Annotated in this window: 18 protein-coding genes and 4 pseudogenes; 4 read left to right on the plus strand and 18 right to left on the minus strand. The window is 34.5% G+C overall.

Going from position 1 to position 20,663, the window contains the following annotated elements:
- The first annotated feature begins 17 nt into the window (after positions 1 to 17).
- Positions 18 to 1,196 carry a ribonuclease D gene (locus NBW37_RS03040; protein ID WP_250296858.1) on the plus strand — a complete coding sequence of 393 codons (1,179 nt, stop codon included), beginning with the start codon at positions 18 to 20 and terminating at the stop codon, positions 1,194 to 1,196.
- Between the two features lie 78 nt (positions 1,197 to 1,274).
- Here the strand turns inward: NBW37_RS03040 and coaE are convergent, their stop codons facing one another.
- Complete coding sequence (coaE, locus tag NBW37_RS03045; protein WP_250296860.1) at positions 1,275 to 1,862, minus strand: dephospho-CoA kinase; 588 nt, start codon at positions 1,860 to 1,862, stop codon at positions 1,275 to 1,277.
- 234 nt (positions 1,863 to 2,096) lie between these two features.
- A pseudogene (locus tag NBW37_RS07870) lies at positions 2,097 to 2,197 on the minus strand (IS5 family transposase); the annotation flags it as partial.
- A gap of 79 nt (positions 2,198 to 2,276) precedes the next feature.
- Between NBW37_RS07870 and NBW37_RS03050 the strand changes: the two are divergent.
- Positions 2,277 to 3,014, plus strand: a pseudogene (locus NBW37_RS03050) (IS5 family transposase).
- 75 nt (positions 3,015 to 3,089) lie between these two features.
- On the opposite strand, the gene NBW37_RS03055 reads toward NBW37_RS03050, so the two are convergent.
- The 4 genes and pseudogenes from NBW37_RS03055 to NBW37_RS03070 all read right to left on the minus strand — a co-directional run.
- Positions 3,090 to 3,916 (minus strand): IS5 family transposase gene (locus NBW37_RS03055; RefSeq protein WP_250295841.1). Its coding sequence is split into 2 segments (ribosomal slippage): positions 3,090 to 3,529 and positions 3,529 to 3,916, totalling 828 coding nucleotides; the frame shifts between segments, so codons are not numbered across the junction.
- A 276-nt stretch (positions 3,917 to 4,192) separates the two neighbouring features.
- Complete coding sequence (gene lepA, locus NBW37_RS03060) at positions 4,193 to 5,989, minus strand: translation elongation factor 4 (RefSeq protein ID WP_250296861.1); 1,797 nt, start codon at positions 5,987 to 5,989, stop codon at positions 4,193 to 4,195.
- Between the two features lie 140 nt (positions 5,990 to 6,129).
- Positions 6,130 to 7,695 (minus strand): hypothetical protein, encoded by a 1,566-nt coding sequence (locus NBW37_RS03065; RefSeq protein ID WP_250296862.1) that lies wholly within the window; start codon positions 7,693 to 7,695, stop codon positions 6,130 to 6,132.
- Positions 7,696 to 7,772: 77 nt separating this feature from the next.
- A pseudogene (locus NBW37_RS03070) lies at positions 7,773 to 8,441 on the minus strand (malonyl-CoA decarboxylase domain-containing protein); the annotation flags it as partial.
- 50 nt (positions 8,442 to 8,491) lie between these two features.
- Here NBW37_RS03070 and NBW37_RS03075 point away from each other — a divergent pair.
- Positions 8,492 to 9,318, plus strand: a protein-coding gene (locus NBW37_RS03075; protein ID WP_250295841.1) for an IS5 family transposase whose coding sequence is annotated in 2 segments (ribosomal slippage) — positions 8,492 to 8,879 and positions 8,879 to 9,318 — 828 coding nt in all. Because the reading frame shifts where the segments join, the coding sequence is not laid out codon by codon here.
- 17 nt (positions 9,319 to 9,335) lie between these two features.
- On the opposite strand, the pseudogene NBW37_RS03080 reads toward NBW37_RS03075, so the two are convergent.
- From NBW37_RS03080 to pgsA, 10 genes and pseudogenes are all read right to left on the minus strand, one after another.
- A pseudogene (locus NBW37_RS03080) lies at positions 9,336 to 10,055 on the minus strand (malonyl-CoA decarboxylase domain-containing protein); the annotation flags it as partial.
- A 1,005-nt stretch (positions 10,056 to 11,060) separates the two neighbouring features.
- Complete coding sequence (locus NBW37_RS03085) at positions 11,061 to 11,300, minus strand: hypothetical protein (protein WP_250296863.1); 240 nt, start codon at positions 11,298 to 11,300, stop codon at positions 11,061 to 11,063.
- On the minus strand, positions 11,284 to 11,685 hold the full coding sequence (locus NBW37_RS03090) for a thiamine diphosphokinase (protein WP_250296864.1): 402 nt from the start codon (positions 11,683 to 11,685) through the stop codon (positions 11,284 to 11,286). The genes NBW37_RS03085 and NBW37_RS03090 overlap by 17 nt, the downstream gene beginning before the upstream one ends.
- 43 nt (positions 11,686 to 11,728) lie before the next feature.
- Positions 11,729 to 12,016, minus strand: a complete 288-nt coding sequence (locus NBW37_RS03095; protein ID WP_250296865.1) for a PQ-loop domain-containing transporter — start codon at positions 12,014 to 12,016, stop codon at positions 11,729 to 11,731.
- A gap of 136 nt (positions 12,017 to 12,152) precedes the next feature.
- Positions 12,153 to 13,046, minus strand: a complete 894-nt coding sequence (locus tag NBW37_RS03100) for an SPFH domain-containing protein (RefSeq protein WP_250296867.1) — start codon at positions 13,044 to 13,046, stop codon at positions 12,153 to 12,155.
- 96 nt (positions 13,047 to 13,142) lie between these two features.
- A complete protein-coding gene (locus NBW37_RS03105) occupies positions 13,143 to 14,069 on the minus strand; it encodes a M23 family metallopeptidase (RefSeq protein ID WP_250296868.1) in 927 nt (308 codons plus the stop codon).
- On the minus strand, positions 14,066 to 14,806 hold the full coding sequence (locus tag NBW37_RS03110; protein ID WP_250296869.1) for a YebC/PmpR family DNA-binding transcriptional regulator: 741 nt from the start codon (positions 14,804 to 14,806) through the stop codon (positions 14,066 to 14,068). Before NBW37_RS03110 ends, NBW37_RS03105 begins: the two co-directional genes overlap by 4 nt.
- A gap of 59 nt (positions 14,807 to 14,865) precedes the next feature.
- Positions 14,866 to 15,573, minus strand: coding sequence for an outer membrane protein assembly factor BamD (locus tag NBW37_RS03115; RefSeq protein WP_250296870.1), 708 nt, complete (start codon positions 15,571 to 15,573; stop codon positions 14,866 to 14,868).
- 59 nt (positions 15,574 to 15,632) lie between these two features.
- Complete coding sequence (locus NBW37_RS03120; RefSeq protein WP_250296871.1) at positions 15,633 to 16,628, minus strand: hypothetical protein; 996 nt, start codon at positions 16,626 to 16,628, stop codon at positions 15,633 to 15,635.
- Between the two features lie 108 nt (positions 16,629 to 16,736).
- Positions 16,737 to 17,288 (minus strand): CDP-diacylglycerol--glycerol-3-phosphate 3-phosphatidyltransferase, encoded by a 552-nt coding sequence (gene pgsA, locus NBW37_RS03125; RefSeq protein ID WP_250296872.1) that lies wholly within the window; start codon positions 17,286 to 17,288, stop codon positions 16,737 to 16,739.
- A gap of 134 nt (positions 17,289 to 17,422) precedes the next feature.
- Here pgsA and NBW37_RS03130 point away from each other — a divergent pair, with 134 nt between their 5' ends.
- The gene (locus NBW37_RS03130; RefSeq protein WP_250296984.1) at positions 17,423 to 18,745 is read left to right on the plus strand and encodes a malic enzyme-like NAD(P)-binding protein; all 1,323 of its coding nucleotides are present in this window, start codon (positions 17,423 to 17,425) and stop codon (positions 18,743 to 18,745) included.
- A 133-nt stretch (positions 18,746 to 18,878) separates the two neighbouring features.
- Here the strand turns inward: NBW37_RS03130 and NBW37_RS03135 are convergent.
- Positions 18,879 to 19,705, minus strand: a protein-coding gene (locus NBW37_RS03135) for an IS5 family transposase (protein WP_250295841.1) whose coding sequence is annotated in 2 segments (ribosomal slippage) — positions 18,879 to 19,318 and positions 19,318 to 19,705 — 828 coding nt in all. Because the reading frame shifts where the segments join, the coding sequence is not laid out codon by codon here.
- Positions 19,706 to 19,723: 18 nt separating this feature from the next.
- Positions 19,724 to 20,530, minus strand: a complete 807-nt coding sequence (locus tag NBW37_RS03140; protein ID WP_250296873.1) for a P44/Msp2 family outer membrane protein — start codon at positions 20,528 to 20,530, stop codon at positions 19,724 to 19,726.
- Between the last annotated feature and the right edge of the window lie 133 nt (positions 20,531 to 20,663).

Consider the following 20,663-nt stretch of genomic DNA (forward strand, 5'->3'; position numbering starts at 1 on the left):
CACTGAATAAAAAATATATGCTAATTAGTACAACATCAGAACTGGAGAATATATGTGAAGAGTTAATAGCAAAAAAGCCGAAATTTATATCAGTTGACACGGAGTTCATTAGAAATAATTTAACCTACTACCCAAAATTATCGTTAATTCAAATTTCTTACGGAGAGAAGAGTTTTATTGTAGACGCATTAGTGCCAGAAATTGATTTATCATTCATTAAGAAAATAATGCTGAATCAAGAAATAACTAAAGTGTTTCATAGCTGCCGGCAGGATATAGAATCCTTACTCACTGTGTTTAAATGTATTCCCACTCCCATTTTTGATACCCAAGTTGCCGCTATGTTTTGTCATTATTATCATGACTTTATTGGTTACTCAAAAGTAGTAGAGCAATATCAAGGAGTAGTGCTGGATAAAATTAAAGCTAAAAATTCAGATTGGTTAAGGCGTCCGTTGTCCGAAGATCAGTTAGATTATGCAGTAAACGACGTGGTACACCTATATGACCTATACCAAATATTGTGCAATAAACTTGAAGAAAATAATAGGATGGGTTGGTTTCAAGAAGAGATGGAATCAATAGTTAATATAAATAAGTATTTACATAGTCCAAAAAATGCATGGAAGAGAATTAAATTTAATTATGAAGCAAATCCAAGATTGGTATTAACTGTTAAAGCAGTTAGTGAGTGGCAAGAAACCTTAGCACAGCGCTATAATATGAACCGTAATAAAATAATCAATAATGCTGTAATAGCTGATTTTATTGAAAAAAATGTAGAGCATGTTGATGAGATTTTAGATGATCTCAAGAGGAATACAAAAAATATAAAAGATGCGGATTTACTAGAGTTTGTGAATATTTTTAATGAAAATGAGAGAAATTGGATGCAGCAAAACAACACCTTATCGAGTAATTATGACAAATCTGTATTTGATATACTCTCAATTATTTTAGATAGTAAATGTAAAGAAAGTAACATATCAAAGAAATTAGTTTCTTCAAAAGATGAGTTAACCGGGTCAATATCTGGGCAGATAGATAAACTATTCAAGGGGTGGAGATACGATTTTTTTGGCAGGTCAGTTGAATCATTTTTGAACACAAGCTCAAAATTTGAGATTTCAGCAGTGAAATCCGCAAATAATACAACTAAAATTCGGAGTAATTTGGTGGAGAATAACTGTTGCTAAAGTAACTTAGATTTATCGACAATCGTCATTCCGCTGCTTGTTAGCGGCCGAGAGATACCGCGGCGGTATGACGTAGAGCTACGTGTTTAGGTTTAATGAATCCACTATTTTTTTTACTTGAGAAAAAACATACTCTTTGCTTACGCTGGCATCGATGGTCAAGTCACTCATCTTCCTTTTCTCCTCAATAGATAACTGAACATTGAAGATTAAATTTAGCTTTTCTTTATCTATATTACGTTCGTTAAGTCTTTGAGCTTGCACAACGCTATCTGCATGAACAAAAACAATAAGGTCACAGTATGAATGAAATTTTGTTTCTAATAGAAGTGGCACATCTAAAACTAAAAGTTTTCTATCGATCTTTTTTTCCTTGGCAATAAAAAATTCTAATTCACGCAGCACAGCAGAGTGAACCAAAGATTGAAATTGTTTCCAATTTTCATCATAGGCTAAGAAATATTTAGACAGTACTGTTCTATCTATTTCACCATTTACTACCACTCCAGGAAAATTTTTTTCTGCATAACTTATTATGTTTTTATCCACTTTATAAAGTTGGTGTACAACAGAATCAGCATCAAACACAGCAGCACCAAACTCTTGAAAGCAATTAGCTACAAAGCTCTTTCCTACCCCAATTCCGCCTGTTAGACCTATGATCATATAGCAAAATGCATTAACTTCTTTTGAAACTATAGCTAAGGTTTCTCTATATATATTAACTAGATTTTCTAGATCCCAATGTCAAGCACATAACTATACGAACATTGATTTGCGAAAGCAGTGTGTTAAATGTTATAGCCGATTTTGCCTCAAACACAAAGATGTCATCCAAGTAGCTGACACTGGGATGGCTTTGTTGCATCACACTTTATGAGATGGTGATTTATGGTAAATTCATGTAACTATCTCAAATTTAGCCATACCAATATCAGTGAATTTATTAAGCAAATAGCATTTAGTTCTTTTTCTCGATTTATCTCAGATTTATTCCTAGGCTCTGTGGACAAAAAATATGAAAAGAGAGAAAAAGATGGTAGTTTAGCCTAATGTGTACAAAAATGGAGAAACTACCATATGCAATATTACATCAAAGAGGAAAATTGGAAACAAATTTTAGAGTTCATAAAAAGCGTAAAAGGAATGCACAGCAAAGATGAAAAACGTTTAAGAATATTCATAGAGGCAGTGTGGTACATAGTGCGAAGTGGTTGCCAATGGAGACTTTTACCAAAAACTTATGGTAATTACAGGAGTATACATAAGCGATTTAAAAGATGGTGTGAAAGAGATGTTTGGGAAAAATTGCTTGAATATACTAAACAGGAGCCTGATTTAGAAGTTGCTATAATCGACGATCAGAGCCCATCCATGTTCAGCTGGATATACAAAAGACTCCAAGGATCAAGAAGCTTTAGGAAGGAGCAAAGGTGAACTAAAATACATGCGCTTGTTGATGCACTTGGAAATCCACTTAAATTTACTCTGACTCCCGGTCAAAGAAATGAAATTACGCAGGCACAGGTGTTAACCGAAAGTATCTATAACTCTACTGTAGTAGCTGACAAGGGCTACGATAGCAATGCCTTTGTTACAAGTCTTGAAGACAAGGGATGTACAGTAGTTATTCCACCAAAACGGAATCGAAAAGTGCAAAGGCATTACGATGAGCATATCTACAAAGAACGTCATTTGATTGAGTGTTTTTTTGGTAAAATTAAAAATTTTAGGCGCATTTTTTCCAGATTTGATAAAACTGCTGAGGTTTTTATGGGTTTTCTCAATTTTGTTGGAGCTCTTGTATGTCTTCTCTAAAATTTTGTCCACAGAGCCTAGTTGTCACTCTCTAATCCTGCAAATTGGCGTACTATACTAGACTTCTTTCAAAATTCATGAAAGGAGCTCTCTATTGTGAATAGAGGCAATCAAATTAAATCTTAAGCCAAAACGTTTTCGTCGATTTCTATATCTGTCAGAAATGATTTTAAACCTTTTCAATAAGCCGATTACGTTTTCAACTACCACTCTTCGTATAGAGAGAGATCTATTTTCTGCTTTTTTCTCCTTTGATAAAGGATTCTTTTTTGATCTTCTATGTGGTAATTCAACATTTTTATGTATCTTTTGCATTCCTCTGTAACCAGAATCAGCTAGGATCTTAGTTTGCGGTAATATTGCTATCTTTGATTCTCTAAACATCCGAAAATCATGTTTTCTACCATTGGAGAAAGATGTACATACGACCTTTTTACTCTTCTTCTCTGTTACTATTTGTGTTTTTATAGTATGCCTTTTTTTCTTTCCAGAGTAAAAGCGCTTTTGCTTTTTTTTGGCCTTTCTACTGCTGTTTCAGTTCCATCTATTACCAAAACTTCGTATTCTACATTACTATTTAATAGATCTTTTTTTCCTGGTAATGCAAAATCTGGATGTTTTATTAATGTGTCTTCTACCCACCTTATTATTTTAAAACAGTTGCTTTCACTCATGCCATAACTTTGTCCTATATGAAAATATGTACGATATTCTCTCATATATTCCAGTGCCATAAGTAATCTATCTTCTATACAAAGTTTGCTTTTTCTTCCACTTCTAGCTTTTTTCCTTTTATCCTCCTCATCTAGAATTTCTACCATTCTCTTAAATGTTGATTTTTTTACCCCCGTTAAACGTCGAAACTTTTCTCCTTCTAACTTTTCTATTTCCTTATATTTCATGCTTCCAAATACTTGATCTTACTCTCTCTCCCTCAATTTTGAAAGAAGTCTACTGTCTGCGTTTCAGCTTATATAGGTAAAAACCCAGAAATGTTGTGAAGACATAAGGTGCACATAGTGCAAAAAATTAAAAATAAGACGCCAACTACGTTGTTTTCTTGCTGTTTAATCTGCACAGATGAAGATAACTGAATACCTTCACTATCATGATAAGAGGACTGGCGGAAGGAAGTTTTTCGTTTCTCACGCAAAAACTATGCAAGAAGTCTTTTAAGATCAATCACTTATCTTCAAAGCTTGAATAAAAGCATTCTGTGGAATATTTACGTTCCCTATAGAATGTAACCTTTTTTTACCTTTCTTTTGCTTTTCAAGTAGTTTCATTCTTCGCGTTACATCCCCACCATAGAGTTTAGCTGTTACATCTTTTCTATATGGGTTAATCGTTTCTCTGGCAATAATTTTTCCGCCCACTGCCGCTTGAATCGCGATTTTGTATTGCTGACGTGGTATTAGATCCTTCAAGCGTGCACATATTTCACGCCCCCTTTTTTCTGCCCTACTTTTATGAACAATACAAGCCAGTGCATCTACGGGCTCTCCATTAATTAAAAAGCTTAATTTATCTATTTGGCTTTCCTGATAACTGGAAATTTCCCAATCCAAACTTGCATATCCTTTGGAAATTGATTTTAATCGATCATAAAAGTCAAAAACAACTTCAGACAGTGGTAATTTATATCTTAATAATGCTGTTGTTGTGTTACCAATGTAAGATAAATCCTCCTGTTCTCCCCTTCTTTCTTCACATAGAGATAGAATCTCTCCCAAGTATTGGTCAGGGACCATTATGGTTGCGGTAATCCATGGTTCTTCCACAATTTCAATTTTCGTTGGATCTGGCATATCACTTGGGTTATGAATATTCAAAACTTCACCACTTCGTGTTGTAACCCTATATATCACACTCGGTGCAGTTGCTGTTAAGTCTAAATCAAATTCTCTCTCGAGCCTTTCTTGAATAACTTCAAGATGCAACATTCCCAAAAATCCACAACGAAATCCATAGCCTAGTGCATTTGAAGTTTCAGCCTCGAAGGTAAAACTTGCATCATTTAAATGTAACTTTTCTAGAGCTTCCCTTAAATATTTAAAATCATCCGTTTTGTGAGGGAAAATGCTACAAAATACCACAGGATGCACTTCTTTAAATCCAGGAAGTGCTTTACTACAAGGTCTCTTTTCCTCAGTGATAGTGTCCCCTACCTTGCAGTCTGCTACTTCCTTCATTGAAGCAGTTATAAAACCAACTTCACCCGCTGAAAGCTCACTCGTCATAACTTTTTTAGGGGTGAAAATACCGATATTGTCTATCTGATATGTAGCATTATTAGACATCATAACAATTCTCATGCCTTTTTTTAGCACTCCATTTTTAACTCGCACTAAAATTACTACTCCTAAGTAAGGGTCATACCAACTATCAACTAAAATTGCTTGCAGTGGAGCATTTACATCACCTTGAGGAGCTGGAAGTTTTGCTACTATTGCTTCCAGTACATCTTTTATTCCAAGTCCAGTTTTTGCTGATATTAAAACTGACTCACTTGCGTCAATGCCAATTACTTCCTCAATCTGGAGTTTTACCTTTTCTGGATCTGCAGCAGGAAGATCAACTTTATTGAGCACAACTATTATTTCATGGTTGTTGTCAATAGCTTTATATACATTTGCAAGGGTTTGTGCTTCAACGCCCTGGCTACTATCCACCACTAAAAGTGAACCTTCGCACGCTGCTAAGCTTCGACTTACCTCGTAAGAAAAGTCAACGTGACCTGGGGTGTCCATGAGATTTAGGCAATATTGATTACCGTCGTTTGCCGTATAATTGAGTTTTACCGTCTGTGCTTTAATTGTAATGCCACGTTCACGCTCTATATCCATTGAATCGAGTATTTGATTGATCATTTCTCTTGCTTCAAGGCCGTTACATTCCTCTATTAAACGGTCAGCAAGCGTTGACTTACCGTGGTCTATATGCGCTATTATTGCGAAATTCCTTATGTTGTTCATTTATGGCCTACTATACTTAAACTATTTTACATTTTAAGTGCTGTGAGGGCAATTATTTATATTTAATATGTTAACATCAGAAGACCAGCTACAAAAGACAAAGAAATACTAAAAGTGGTAGAAAAAATACGCTAATTCCATCATGAGGCGATCCTTTCTTGAGGCAAAACTTGATCAGCTGATGATTGGTCAAATTTGCTACTCACTTTACTCGAATCTTCATGCCCCTGCCGATCATTATTCTGTTTGCATCTCTTTACTGCATCAGCAAGACTCAAGCACTCGTCATTAACTTCAATCCTTACATCTTTATTTTTTTCCAAATCTTCATCGGCTGGTTTATCACCCACTATTTTAATACTGCCATCGTTATTAGCACCTAATGTAATGCTACATTCTCTTTCACCTACATACCAATGAAACTTTATTACATATTGAGCTGTAGTACCTAAATCATAGTACCTTACTCTTTTATCACCTATATGGCCTTTTATAACTTCTTTCTGACTACCATTTAATATTGAGAAACCAGCAATGTTGTTTTCTGTGCAGAATTCACTATTTAAAAACTCACTTATTTTAATACTCGCGTTTTCATTATTATTATCTTGTAGTTTAATTATTGCACACAGATCACCATCCTTATACTTTCCAATTGATACTCCATCAATAGTATCGTTTTCTATGTACTTACTAAATTTGGTTTTAGCTTCTTCCTCTAGTTTACTGTATTCGTTTTCATTAGCATCGTCATGATGTTCGTTTGCATCATTACCTTGATTCGTTGCACTTTGTTGCTGTTGCATTTTTTCTAGCTCTTCTTTCATTTTCTCCTGAAGTGATGTAATTTCATTAGGTGATATGATTTCATCAGCACTGATAATTTTATCAGACAATTTTTCATCTAATTCTTTGATTAAAGTTACTATTTTAAAAATTAATTCTAAGTTTTCATGATTTACATTAATTTGTTCGTTATTCAAGTTATTCTTGTTGTTATCCCAATCAATAGAAATGTTAGTAAATATTGCATGAAGCCCTTTATAAATAGCTTTCAATTCATCTAATTCCTCTTTTTCCAAGCCTTGGCCTGTTCCATTTTGCTTGATATTATCAACATAATCATTAATTAGCTTTATTTCTTCAGGATCCATAAGGACATCCTGTAGTTTTTTATTTGTTACTATATCTTGTATTTTTTGTTTTATTGCCTTACCTTGACTGTAATTCGTTGCACTTTGTGGCGATTGCTGCTGTTGCATTTTTTCTAGCTCTTCTTTCATTTTCTTCTGAAGTGATGTAATATTACTAAGTGATACATCTTTATCACTATCAATAATTGGTTTACACAAATCGTCATTATAAAATAGCTTCAAAACTTCTACCACTGCGCTTAAGTTTTTATAAGCTACTTCAATATTATACTTGTCACTCAAAGGCTCATTGTTAGCTAAAGAGTGTTTCAAGCTATCCCAACAATCACTTTGAATAATTTCATATACTCCTTTAAACCTTTTGTAGATATCCTTAAGCTCTTTTATTATTTCTTCTTTTTGATCTTGACCCTTTCTAATTAGCTCCAGACTTTCTTTAATATCTTCAACCAGGTTATCATGCATAGACGATTTTATTACTGACTTATCCTGTATCGATTTGTCTAATCTTTCCTTTATACCTTGAAGTTTTTTCAAAATTTCACTAGTCATACGCTTTCCCTCACAAGATTATCTAACATTATATACATAAACATTAGGAAATTTTCAACATATTTATGCATCTTCTATTACTCCTTCAACATAGACGACACTTTTTTTGAGTGAGAAATCACTTTATTAACCATATAGTTTTCATGATTATTATCTATTTTAGGCAACTCATACAGATAATTTACCATCATTCCAGCCGACTGACTAATACCTTTTTCAGAAGTATCCGCCATCCAGTCTAATTGTTTTATCGATGCACCATTGCTTAAATGGAAATGCGCCACCTGGTCATAAGCATTTCCATTGCTATTATTTACTTTTAGTAAATAATATGCACATAGTTTAAGCATGCATTGTTTAGTTTCATTTGTACATTCAATGTTAGTTTTTGCACTTTCTAAAATTTCTGCACTAGATTGTTTTATATTTAGTTTGTTCAATAAAGTGATATCTTGGTTTTTCAGCCATTTCGTAAAGCCAGGTATTGGAGAAAGAGTTGCGTATGTTTTTATACTTTTAAACTCCTGTGATAGCTTTTCTACAACCCTTTTGATCAAAAAATTACCAAGGCTGATTCCAGATAACCCTGCTTGAGTATTTGATATTGAATAGAATATAGCAGTGCTCGCACTACTTGGATCATTTGAAGGTACCGACTCATCTAAAAGGTGTTGAATACTATCTGCAATCTTATCCACCAATGCAACCTCTACAAAAATTAGAGGTTCGTTTGGTATTTTGTAATAGACTTCTTTCAAAATTGAGGGAGAGAGAGTAAGATCAAGTATTTGGAAGCATGAAATATAAGGAAATAGAAAAGTTAGAAGGAGAAAAGTTTCGACGTTTAACGGGGGTAAAAAAATCAACATTTAAGAGAATGGTAGAAATTCTAGATGAGGAGGATAAAAGGAAAAAAGCTAGAAGTGGAAGAAAAAGCAAACTTTGTATAGAAGATAGATTACTTATGGCACTGGAATATATGAGAGAATATCGTACATATTTTCATATAGGACAAAGTTATGGCATGAGTGAAAGCAACTGTTTTAAAATAATAAGGTGGGTAGAAGACACATTAATAAAACATCCAGATTTTGCATTACCAGGAAAAAAAGATCTATTAAATAGTAATGTAGAATACGAAGTTTTGGTAATAGATGGAACTGAAACAGCAGTAGAAAGGCCAAAAAAAAGCAAAAGCGCTTTTACTCTGGAAAGAAAAAAAGGCATACTATAAAAACACAAATAGTAACAGAGAAGAAGAGTAAAAAGGTCGTATGTACATCTTTCTCCAATGGTAGAAAACATGATTTTCGGATGTTTAGAGAATCAAAGATAGCAATATTACCGCAAACTAAGATCCTAGCTGATTCTGGTTACAGAGGAATGCAAAAGATACATAAAAATGTTGAATTACCACATAGAAGATCAAAAAAGAATCCTTTATCAAAGGAGAAAAAAGCAGAAAATAGATCTCTCTCTATACGAAGAGTGGTAGTTGAAAACGTAATCGGCTTATTGAAAAGGTTTAAAATCATTTCTGACAGATATAGAAATCGACGAAAACGTTTTGGCTTAAGATTTAATTTGATTGCCTCTATTCACAATAGAGAGCTCCTTTCATGAATTTTGAAAGAAGTCTAATGAAAAAAAGCAAAACAGAGACGATCAGAGTCTAGTCTGTTTTTTAGGTCGCCCCAAGAGGAAATTTTATGCACAGCTTCATATTTTATAAGTTTTTCTAGCAATGATGCAGGTGAATCCCAGGTGATTTGACGAAGATCCAACAGATCAACATCAACCCAATTACAGAGTATATTTTTTAACTCGTTTTCTAGTGGATTCAAGCTTCTATATTGGTTCTTTAGCTTAAGCACATCAGAACGCATATCAACAATAAATTTGAGGCCTTCTGGTAAAGAAATAAACTGTTTCAGTATTTTAGAACGTGGCGATTCAAGGATTTTTATCAAATCTTGTTCAAATTTATAGTTTAACTCAGGATTCTGACTCTCCTCATATTCTTTAATTTTCTCATCTATTTCCGTTTTATTCGGATTAAATTTTTCTGCCAGGGTTTGCAGAAACTTTATTTTACCTTCCTCTGATAAGCTTAAGTACAAATTACCAAGAGATACAGCATTTTTACGTGCTGAAACCTCCCCTCCCTTTGGATTTAAGCACTCATTCATCTTCAAGACTAAACTATCGATATCGCGACTGTTGCTTAAATCAGGACTGATGTTACCAATCCACGATCTTACAGCATCTGCTACTCCACCTAGTATTTTAAAAAAGCTTCTTATCGCTTTTTTGTCTTCAACTTTCACTACATCAGTTTTTATCAATGATTCTTTCGTCATAGATTCCCTTTATTATACATGGCTAATGCAAGTCAGGGTCATACCGCCGCGGTATCCCGCTAACAAGCGGCGGGATGACGGTTGTCGGTAAACCCAAGTTATTTTAGCTACATATAGCTTAAGTTAAAGGAAAATTTTAGCTACATAGCAGGCACTATTACTGGATTATTAATAATTCAGTAATACAATAGACTTCTTACACTACCTCCCAAGCCACAATTGTCATTCAGTAGAAACGAAAAAATTGCTTTACAAACTCTGCCAGCCTCCTTATCATGAAACTGAAGCTATTTATTTATCTTCGCAATCTCTGCAGTGGATTAATGACAAAAAACTTAATGTATTTGGCGTCTCATGTTTAATTTTTCGCACTACGTGCATCGCATGTCTTTAAAAATTTCTGGGTTTTTACCTATATAAGCTGAAACGCGCTGTTTAAGACAGCAAAAAACGTCAAATTGACAAGGGAGAATTTGAATGCTAGCTACTACGGGGTTTCTTTGCCTTTTTTCCTGCTTAGTAAATTTCTTAAACACTTGCGGTGTAGGTTAGTTGCATTTAAAAGCGGCTAAATTGCAGCGTTTAGAATAAAAAACGCCAATATTTTGAAGTACATATAAATAACTAGTCACCAACGGGGCTTCTTTTGCCTTTTTTTTCATTTGGTAAATTTCTTAAATATTTATGGCTAAAGCAACTTAGGTTCACCGACAATCGTCATCCCGCTACGTGTTAGCGCCGCGGCGGTATGACGGTTCGCGGTGGTATAGCAATTCGTCATCCCGCTACGTGTTAGCGGGATCTCTTGTTAGCGGATGAGATACCGTGAATAAATCACGGTATGACGGTTCGCAGCGGCATGACGATAACCTTGTCATCCAAGTAGCTGAACTGGGATGACAGAAGAAGGTGCTGGGATGACATCATAGGGGCACTGTCGTCATAAAGGAACCAGTGCCTGCTACTTGGATGATACCTTCTTTCTACTTAATGCAAGAAGTCTATTTACTTCTTAACTTGACGCACATGATGTCTTGCAGCATCATCTACTGCTTCTAAATAAACCATCGCCAAACATATACCACTGTGTACTTCTATAGATAACTTATTGCCTAAACTTCGATTAAAGCAAGAATTCTTTCCCGGAAAGGTAAGCTTATTAAGGTGCAGTTCCCATTTTAATCCTTTGGTTGATATTTGAGCTCTTGGTATACCAAGTAAAGATATTTTAGTATTTTTTGGCAAAAAAAAAATGGGTAGTACCTTTTTGTAAGGTATAACCTACCATGGGAGGTGAAGGTGTGTAAAAGATACTACCTGTACTTAGAAAAACGTTAATATTTTGTAATATGTGATCAATTGCTCCTCCAGTAATACCTGTTATTATCGATGGCAGCAACTTCATTGTTTTTAAATGGGCTATGGCTTTAGAAAAGTCGCAATAATCTTGATCAGGTAGATGCACTGTATTTAAATTAGCACGTAAATCCGGATTTACGCTATCTAAATCTCCTATTACAAGATCAGGCTGCACACCAATTGACACAAGCCGATTTGCTCCTCCATCCACAGCAATAATAGGTATACCTTGTTTAAAAAACGATGAACCCGGTATTTCTCCATTTAACACTACAATAGAACGATATTGTTGCTGCGTACTGCAGCGTAAAGTATTATGATAAATTGCCTCGTGTAGATTTTGCATCGTAATAACACTTTTGAATAATTGATATTATACTGACCGCTGATTCAGCAACACTGCAAAACACCCCAAGAGTTGCACCATGACAAACAGCATAGCCAAGCCAAGACAATGAACAAATAAGATAGCTCACCAACATTAGCATTGACACATCATGAGTAAGTTTAGTGACATATGCTTTATATACTTGAGGTAATAATCCAATGATAGTTGTAATTATCCCAATGAAGCCAAAGAATTTTTCAACATTTATGTACATACACCCTCCTACACTTGCTTTAACAATATCAGGTTCTAAGTTTCGTACTCTCAGCGTTTTAACTAACGTACATGTTTCACCATAAAGTTATTTAGTCTGTTAATCAAGAATTAAAAGTACCCATATGTTTGTTGGGCTAATTATTATCCAAACTAATCGTTGGTTGTGCATCTTGCTCAGAGATTAGAGCAACCAACAAATTATTTATCAATTGAACCTTTTGCTTGCCATCTAATTGTAAGCTTTTGTTTTTTTCAAAATGAGCTATTACTTCCTCGATAATTCCTATTGCGTTTTGCACTATAAGCTTTCTTGCCGAAGTGATAGCATGTGCTTGTTGACGCCTTAACATTGCTTGTGCAATCTCGGACGAATACGCCAAATGCGATATTCTTGCTTCTGTAATCTCAATTCCTGCAATATCTAATCTTTGTTGTAGCATTGACTGCAATTCATTCGAAATTTTATCAGAATTTTTACGTAAAGATTCCTCATCGCTTTCGCTATCATACGGATAATTGCTTGCTAATTCTCTTATTACCGAATCGCTTTGCACAAAAACAAATTCATGATAGTTACTAACACTGTAATGTGCCTTTGCAGGACTGCTCACTCTCCAAACAATTACTGCAGAAATCTCTATTGGACTTCCATTTGCATCATTCACTTTTATTTTTTCTGTGTTGATATTTTGAAATTTTAGAGAAATGACATGTTTGTTTGCAAATGGGATTGTGATAAACATTCCGGATTTAAAATAAGTTCCAATATAATGACCAAGAAACTCTATCACTCTTGCTTCATTTGGCTCGTTAATAAAGCAACATATAGGCATTATAGATACTAAAGCAAGAAAAATAACTGCCGGAACTGTAAACTTTGGAAATATTAAAGAATCTAAAATTATGGAAGAATCTAAAATTATTGAAGATAAAAATACAACTAATCCCAATATCAAGAAAGGAAACAAACTTAATTGACTTAATCTTTTATCTTGTACCATAACTATTTTACCTTTAATGCTTTTCATAAGATGTTATTGTATAGCATTTTACATTTGACCATGCAACAATCAAGTTATTTTTACCTAATCCAGCAAATTAGTTAATAGTCTTAAATTTTTCCCTTAATTAAAAGTTTTATCGTGAACTATTTTATCCACCTCACCCATAAGTCGCTTAAATTCTTTCAGTTCATAGTCAAGTAATTTTACCTTAACTTTATGTGCTATCGTAAGCGGATCGATGTGTTTGCCGTTATATATAACTTCGTAATGTAAATGGGGTCCTGTTGCAACACCAGTGCTACCAACATAAGCGATGACCTGCCCCTGCTTTACTTTAGAGCCTAACTTTATATCACCACTAAATCTACTTATATGCGCATAACAGGTTGAATATTCATTTTTGTGTTTTATTTTGATATAATTTCCATAGCCACCGTTCTTTCCTACATATTCTATCACACCCTCTGCAGCAGCATGTATAGGAGTGCCAAGTTTAGCTGCATAATCCACTCCTTTGTGAAAAACAATTTTACCGCGAATAGGGTGCTTTCTATTGCCAAATTTTGAAGATATACGATAATCTCCATTTAAAGGATTTGCAAAAATTTCGCCATCTTTTAAGCTTATTCCTTCTTTATTAAAATACCTTTCTTTGCCGTCTTGCGATTTATAATGATATAAACTAATAGCTTTCTTGTTTATTGTCAGTGAAGCATATAAAATCTTTTCTTCAGTCTTCTGATTATTAGGCAATCTCTCAAAAAGAACCTCTAATTTACTCTCTGGCACAATGTCTTTTTTAAAATCAACACCAAAATCTTTATATATGTTGATCAATTTTACCACTGTATCTGGCGCCAATCCTTCCGTGGCAAAAAAAGAGGATTTTATGTCACTAGATATGAATAACAACTTTCCATCACTTTCTGTCGTCAAAGTAGCTTTTTTTTTCCTGATTCCATGCTGGAATGGCTGTGCAAGATCTGTTGATGTTTCAGTAGCATATGCTGGTAAAATACAAAGCAATACAAATATTACCAGCCTCATAGCTTATCAACAAAAGTAAAATTACCTTCCACATACTGTACATCATCATTATCTTCCAGCTCTTCAACCAATGCAGATAATTTATCAATCAACTCTTTATCGCTAATTTCAATCAGATCTTTTGGCTGCCATGAAAGACGAGCAAATTCTGGCTCTCCGAATTTTGCATAAAAGGCATCGCGTACTTTACCAAAATCTTTTATTTCACAAGTTATAACGTGTAATCCTTCTTTGTCATTTTCCTCAACGTTCAATACTTCTAATTCGATTCCATGACTGAATAAATCGTCAAAATTCGCACTCTCTGCTTTATAGACAATTAAACCTACATGATCAAAAAGGTAACTAACGCTTCCTGTTTCTCCTAAATTTCCACCTTTGCGAGAAAAAATATAACGCACCTCAGAAGCAGTGCGGTTGCGATTATTAGTCAAAGCATGGACAATGAGTGCAGTGCCAGAAGGCCCATGACCTTCATATTGGATTTCTTCGTAATTTTCTCCAGCAACGTTACCGGTTGCATTTTTTATTGCTGTTTCTATTTTATCTTTTGGTAGATTTTCCTTGCGTGCAGCAAATATAGCAGAGCGAAGGCGCGGGTTGAGTTCGGGATCGGGCAGCCCTTGCTTTGCAGCAACTGTTACTTCTCTAATCAGCTTCGTAAATTTTTGAGAGCGCTTTACATCCTGAGCGCCTTTCCGATGTTTTATATTTGAAAATTGTGAATGACCAGCCATATTCAAATAGTTAAAAACCTAATTATATATCAAAGCATAGAAAAAACTAAAGCAAATTTTCAAGCCTCCGGCTTGGCATCTTGCAGGTTTTCTGCTAATAACATACTTTCATACTGCTTAGCTTCTAAGTCAAGGCCAATAGCTGAATAGGCTGCTATTAAATAGTTAATAGATTTAGAAAAATATTTAGAATCTTTATAGCTTGCCATATTCTGGAAACGCTTAATTGCTGCCAAATATTCACCACGCCTCAGGTAAAATTTACCGATAGAGTACTCTTTTGTTGATATATGCTCTGTGATTAGTTTTGCTTTTTCCTTTATCTCGTCTATATATTCGCTGCCTGGAAAGAGATTAATGTACTCAGTGGCTAGCTCTAAAGTTTTATATGCAGTTTGCTGTCCAAGTTGCACTTTATTAATTTGCATGTAATAAGATAATACTCTTAAGTAGTATACATATGGTAAATCTTCACCATTTGAATAAACATATATATAATCATCCATATCACTTGCAGCACTGCTATAGTTACCCATATTATAGTGAGAGACCCCAGATAATAATTTTGCTTTCATTGCCCAATAAGAAAAAGGATACAAATCCTCTATCTTATGAAATGCCCTAATAGCTTGTTTATATTTTTTCTGGTCAAAAAGTTCAACTGCTTCTTCATATAGTTCAGTTTCAGTTTTTTCAAGATCATTCGCATACGATTGCGTAAAGGAGCAAATTAGGAAAATAAAGCACGTGATTAAAGTCTTATACATAAGATTTTTTTCGATCAAAATAAAGTATAGACTAAATATTATCTAAATAAACAAATTTCTTAGGCAATAGCCGGCCCTTCTTCTTTATAACTACGGTCAGAACTACCTGCATTTCTTGATTCACCTCTTCCTTCCACTTTTGGATCTTTCAGCGTCTTGCTGTAGGAATGTATAGTTAATACCTGTACAACCATAAAAAGTGCAATACCTATCAAGCCTAAAGTAGGTCCAACAGCAGGATTTAAGGACGATGCTAATGCCATTAACATTATCCTTCTTATTAAAAATATAGAAGAACCAGCAAGCGCCAATCCGGCTACAGACATATTGCTAGTTTTCTTGCTAGATTTCTCATCAAGATTAGATTTTTCTGTTTCCTTTTTCTTATTTTTTTCATGCTCATTAATATAAGAAGCAAGAGTTGCAAGAAAAGCAATTGCATTGGCAAGAAATAAAATTGCATCCTCTGCTGCTTCAAGTGAAGATGTTTCACCCATTATCATACCTACAATAACCAGTGCAGTTGTTATAGCTTCAATATAGATCAAACACTCACTTATACTAGGAGAATCATGCCCTTTTCTCTCTACTTCTTCCCCATTTTCAATATCCTTTAACTCTTGTTCTTTTTGTGCTATTTTTCTATTATTGTAAATTAAATATAGCGTACAAATAAGAGATAAGACTGTAAAAGGTAATATAGTGTGGCTTAGCGCGCCACTTATCACGCCAAGTAATACCTGATCGCTACATATTTTTTCCAGTTCAATAGCCATAAATAATGCAAATGGAACCATTGTTACCAATGATGCACATTGTCTATATAGCTCTCTTTTTTTTAACGTTAATAACTCTTGCTCAAGCTTCTTCTTTTTTTTTGTTTCTTCTTTTTTTAATGTTGATAACTCTTGTTCGAGCTCCTTCTTTTTTTTTGTTTCTTCTTCTTCAATCCCTAACCAAAAATCTTGAAAAAAATCTTCCATTTCAGGATTTTCTTTAATTCCTGGTTCTTTAGAACGAAACTTAGTCTCAGAGTTATCTGTAATACCAATCATACAAACCCGATCAACTTATGAACTAATATATTATACAGGATTTTAACTATTCAGTCAATATTGTGAAAGTATTAACCACTTTTGTACATTAATTGCTTTTTAAGAAATTCAGTCAATCTGTTTGATGCCGGTTAGGATATAATTATAGCCCGACCACACAGTTATAACAGCTGCAACCCATAAACAAATCGCACCTGTTGCACCTGTATATTGAGTTGCTTCATAATCACTCATTATTAGTGCTACTACAGCAACCATCTGTAGAAATGTTTTAATTTTTCCAGCTTTGCTTACAGGCAGACTAACGTTTGTAGCTATAAGAAATTCCCGTAAACCTGAAACCAATATTTCCCGACAGACAATGATAATCGATGGTACTATTGTAAAATCATTTATCTTATGCTGATAAACCAGCATAATTATCGTTGAAACCACTATTAATTTATCAGCAATTGGATCAAATAGCTTGCCAAACTTTGATTGGACTTTCCACGCACGCGCCAGGTAACCATCAAAAAAATCCGTAATGCATGCAAATATGAAGATTGATATTGTTATCAGACCTGCATATTTATTTTCTATATAAAAACTTAATATTATTGCTGGTATTGCAAGTGCACGAGAAATCGTAAGCAAATTAGGCAAGTTCTTCTTAAGCATATAATACCATTTTACGTAGTAGGTAAACTTATACAGAAGTACAATAGAGTTCACAAGCTAATAGTTTACAATTGAACATTCATAAAAACTCCATATACTTAAAAAATACAAGCTTAAAATATAAGGATGTAATGATGAATGATGATTTAGATAGTACCACAAAACAAGAAGCACTTAAGTATCACAGTAGAGGTGGCAACCCTGGTAAAATTTCAATTATGCCAACAAAACCTTTATCTACCCAGTATGATTTGTCACTTGCTTATTCCCCTGGTGTTGCAGCTCCGTGTCTTGAAATAGCTAAAAATCCTGAGGTTGTTTATGATTATACGGCAAAAAGCAACTGTGTTGCTGTCATTTCAAATGGCACTGCAGTGCTTGGACTTGGTAATATCGGTCCTCTTGCTGCAAAACCTGTCATGGAAGGCAAAGCTGTTTTATTTAAGCGTTTTGCTGATATTGATGCAGTTGATATAGAAGTTGGTACAGAAAATATAGAAGATTTCATCAATGCAGTAAGGTATCTTGGGCCAAGTTGGGGGGGGATAAATTTAGAAGATATAAGATCTCCCGATTGTTTTATAATAGAGAAACGCCTGAATGAACTGATGGATATTCCAGTGTTCCATGATGACCAGCATGGAACTGCGGTGGTTGTTGCAGCTGGCATAGAAAATGCTCTTGATATCGTTGAAAAGAAATTAGAGGACGTTAAAATCATTATGAATGGTGCTGGAGCAGCCGGTATTGCATGTTTAGAAATACTAAAGTCCATGGGCGCTAAAAATATAGTGCTGTGTGATAAGCAAGGAGTAATATACAAAGGTAGAAACGAGGATATGAATGAGTGGAAGGAAAAATATGCAATTGATACTCCAGAACGTTCTCTACTTGATACAATAAAAGGCGCTGATGTATTCATCGGACTATCTGCAAAAGATGTGTTAAACGAAGAGATGTTAAAGAGTATGGGCAAAGACCCAATTATTTTCGCTCTCGCCAACCCCGATCCAGAAGTAAGGCCTGAGCTTGCCAAGTCTGCGCGACCTGATGCAATAATTGCAACTGGTAGGTCAGATTACAACAACCAAGTCAACAACGTAATGGGTTTTCCTTATATATTTAGAGGGGCACTTGATGTACATGCAACAACAATAAATGATGAAATGAAAATTGCAGCTGCAGATGCAATAGCAAAGCTTGCCCGTGAGCCAGTACCAGGTGAGATATCTGCAGCCTATGGCGGTCGTAAGATGAGCTATGGACGTGAATATATAATACCTACTCCATTTGACCCAAGATTAATTTCTATAGTAGCTCCTGCTGTTGCAAAAGCCGCAGTTGATTCAGGTGTTGCAAGAAAGGCAATACAAGATTGGAGTAAATATGAAAATCAATTAAAATCTCGTCTTTCTAATATTCTCAGCACGCTGAATTTACTATCTTCACATATGTAATTTATTGGATACAAGTTAAAAGTGATAAACCAATCCAAACTCTAAGCCATATATGCCAAACCTATTGGTAATGGTTGCAGTTGTTGATTCAATACGTGCAGTTTCATCAACTTCACTAGACTTCTTTCAAAATTCATGAAAGGAGCTCTCTATTGTGAATAGAGGCAATCAAATTAAATCTTAAGCCAAAACGTTTTCGTCGATTTCTATATCTGTCAGAAATGATTTTAAACCTTTTCAATAAGCCGATTACGTTTTCAACTACCACTCTTCGTATAGAGAGAGATCTATTTTCTGCTTTTTTCTCCTTTGATAAAGGATTCTTTTTTGATCTTCTATGTGGTAATTCAACATTTTTATGTATCTTTTGCATTCCTCTGTAACCAGAATCAGCTAGGATCTTAGTTTGCGGTAATATTGCTATCTTTGATTCTCTAAACATCCGAAAATCATGTTTTCTACCATTGGAGAAAGATGTACATACGACCTTTTTACTCTTCTTCTCTGTTACTATTTGTGTTTTTATAGTATGCCTTTTTTTCTTTCCAGAGTAAAAGCGCTTTTGCTTTTTTTTGGCCTTTCTACTGCTGTTTCAGTTCCATCTATTACCAAAACTTCGTATTCTACATTACTATTTAATAGATCTTTTTTTCCTGGTAATGCAAAATCTGGATGTTTTATTAATGTGTCTTCTACCCACCTTATTATTTTAAAACAGTTGCTTTCACTCATGCCATAACTTTGTCCTATATGAAAATATGTACGATATTCTCTCATATATTCCAGTGCCATAAGTAATCTATCTTCTATACAAAGTTTGCTTTTTCTTCCACTTCTAGCTTTTTTCCTTTTATCCTCCTCATCTAGAATTTCTACCATTCTCTTAAATGTTGATTTTTTTACCCCCGTTAAACGTCGAAACTTTTCTCCTTCTAACTTTTCTATTTCCTTATATTTCATGCTTCCAAATACTTGATCTTACTCTCTCTCCCTCAATTTTGAAAGAAGTCTACTGTTTTCACCGGCAGGAGTATATTTTTCACCAGCTAGTATCTTTATTCCTGGTACAATATCTTTAAATTGGTTATCAAGGATACCAAAATAGCGTAAACCAGCAAACGCTTGAGTTTGTGCTGTAAGTTGGTAATTGACACCAAGTTTGGCTTGATAAGCCAAGGCATATCTGGTTTTTCCTAGAAATTTAACCTTAGTTACACCTGCACCAATACCAACATATGGAGTGAATGGTATTTCTGCTATGTTAAAATCATGATACATATTGATCATTCCAGCTAAATTATTAAAACCTTCATTTTTCATCTTAAATGCAGCTCTGAAGTTTGCTTCAGCACCACAATTTTCTTGAATGTGAATATCAACCTTTCCACTTCTCCAAGGTGAATTGCATGCCGCTCCAGCAGACATACCATCATTACGACGAAGTTCAATATATCTTGCTTTGTTTTTATCTGAGTAATCTTCATCATACAAGTTAGTTTGAGAATATAAGCCTTCAAGCTCAACTCTCATATTTTTAAGTAAATATCCTATTGCAGCACTACCGGCAAACCCTGGAACATATTTAGGACTGTATCCAGCTTCAATTCGCTCCTTCTTATTAAAACTAAAAACCCCCTCTGTTATATTGTCACCTGCATCTTCTTTTCCTTTCAGAGAGCCTATTGCATTGAAGAATGCTCTAAAATAGTTAGCTTTGGTGTAAACATTCTCTAAGTTATTTATTTTATCATCGTAAGATAAGCACCTAAATGAAAAAGTTAGCAAAACCAATAGATATGTGAATTTAAATCTTTTGCCCACCACAGAGACTCCCTGCATAATTTGTCATTCCATTATTATAGTATGCTCTATTTTTTGTGATAGCAACTTTTTATTGCGCTCAATCGTTTTAGATTTA

It is taken from the genome of Wolbachia endosymbiont of Oedothorax gibbosus, from assembly GCF_936270145.1.
Classification (GTDB): domain Bacteria; phylum Pseudomonadota; class Alphaproteobacteria; order Rickettsiales; family Anaplasmataceae; genus Wolbachia.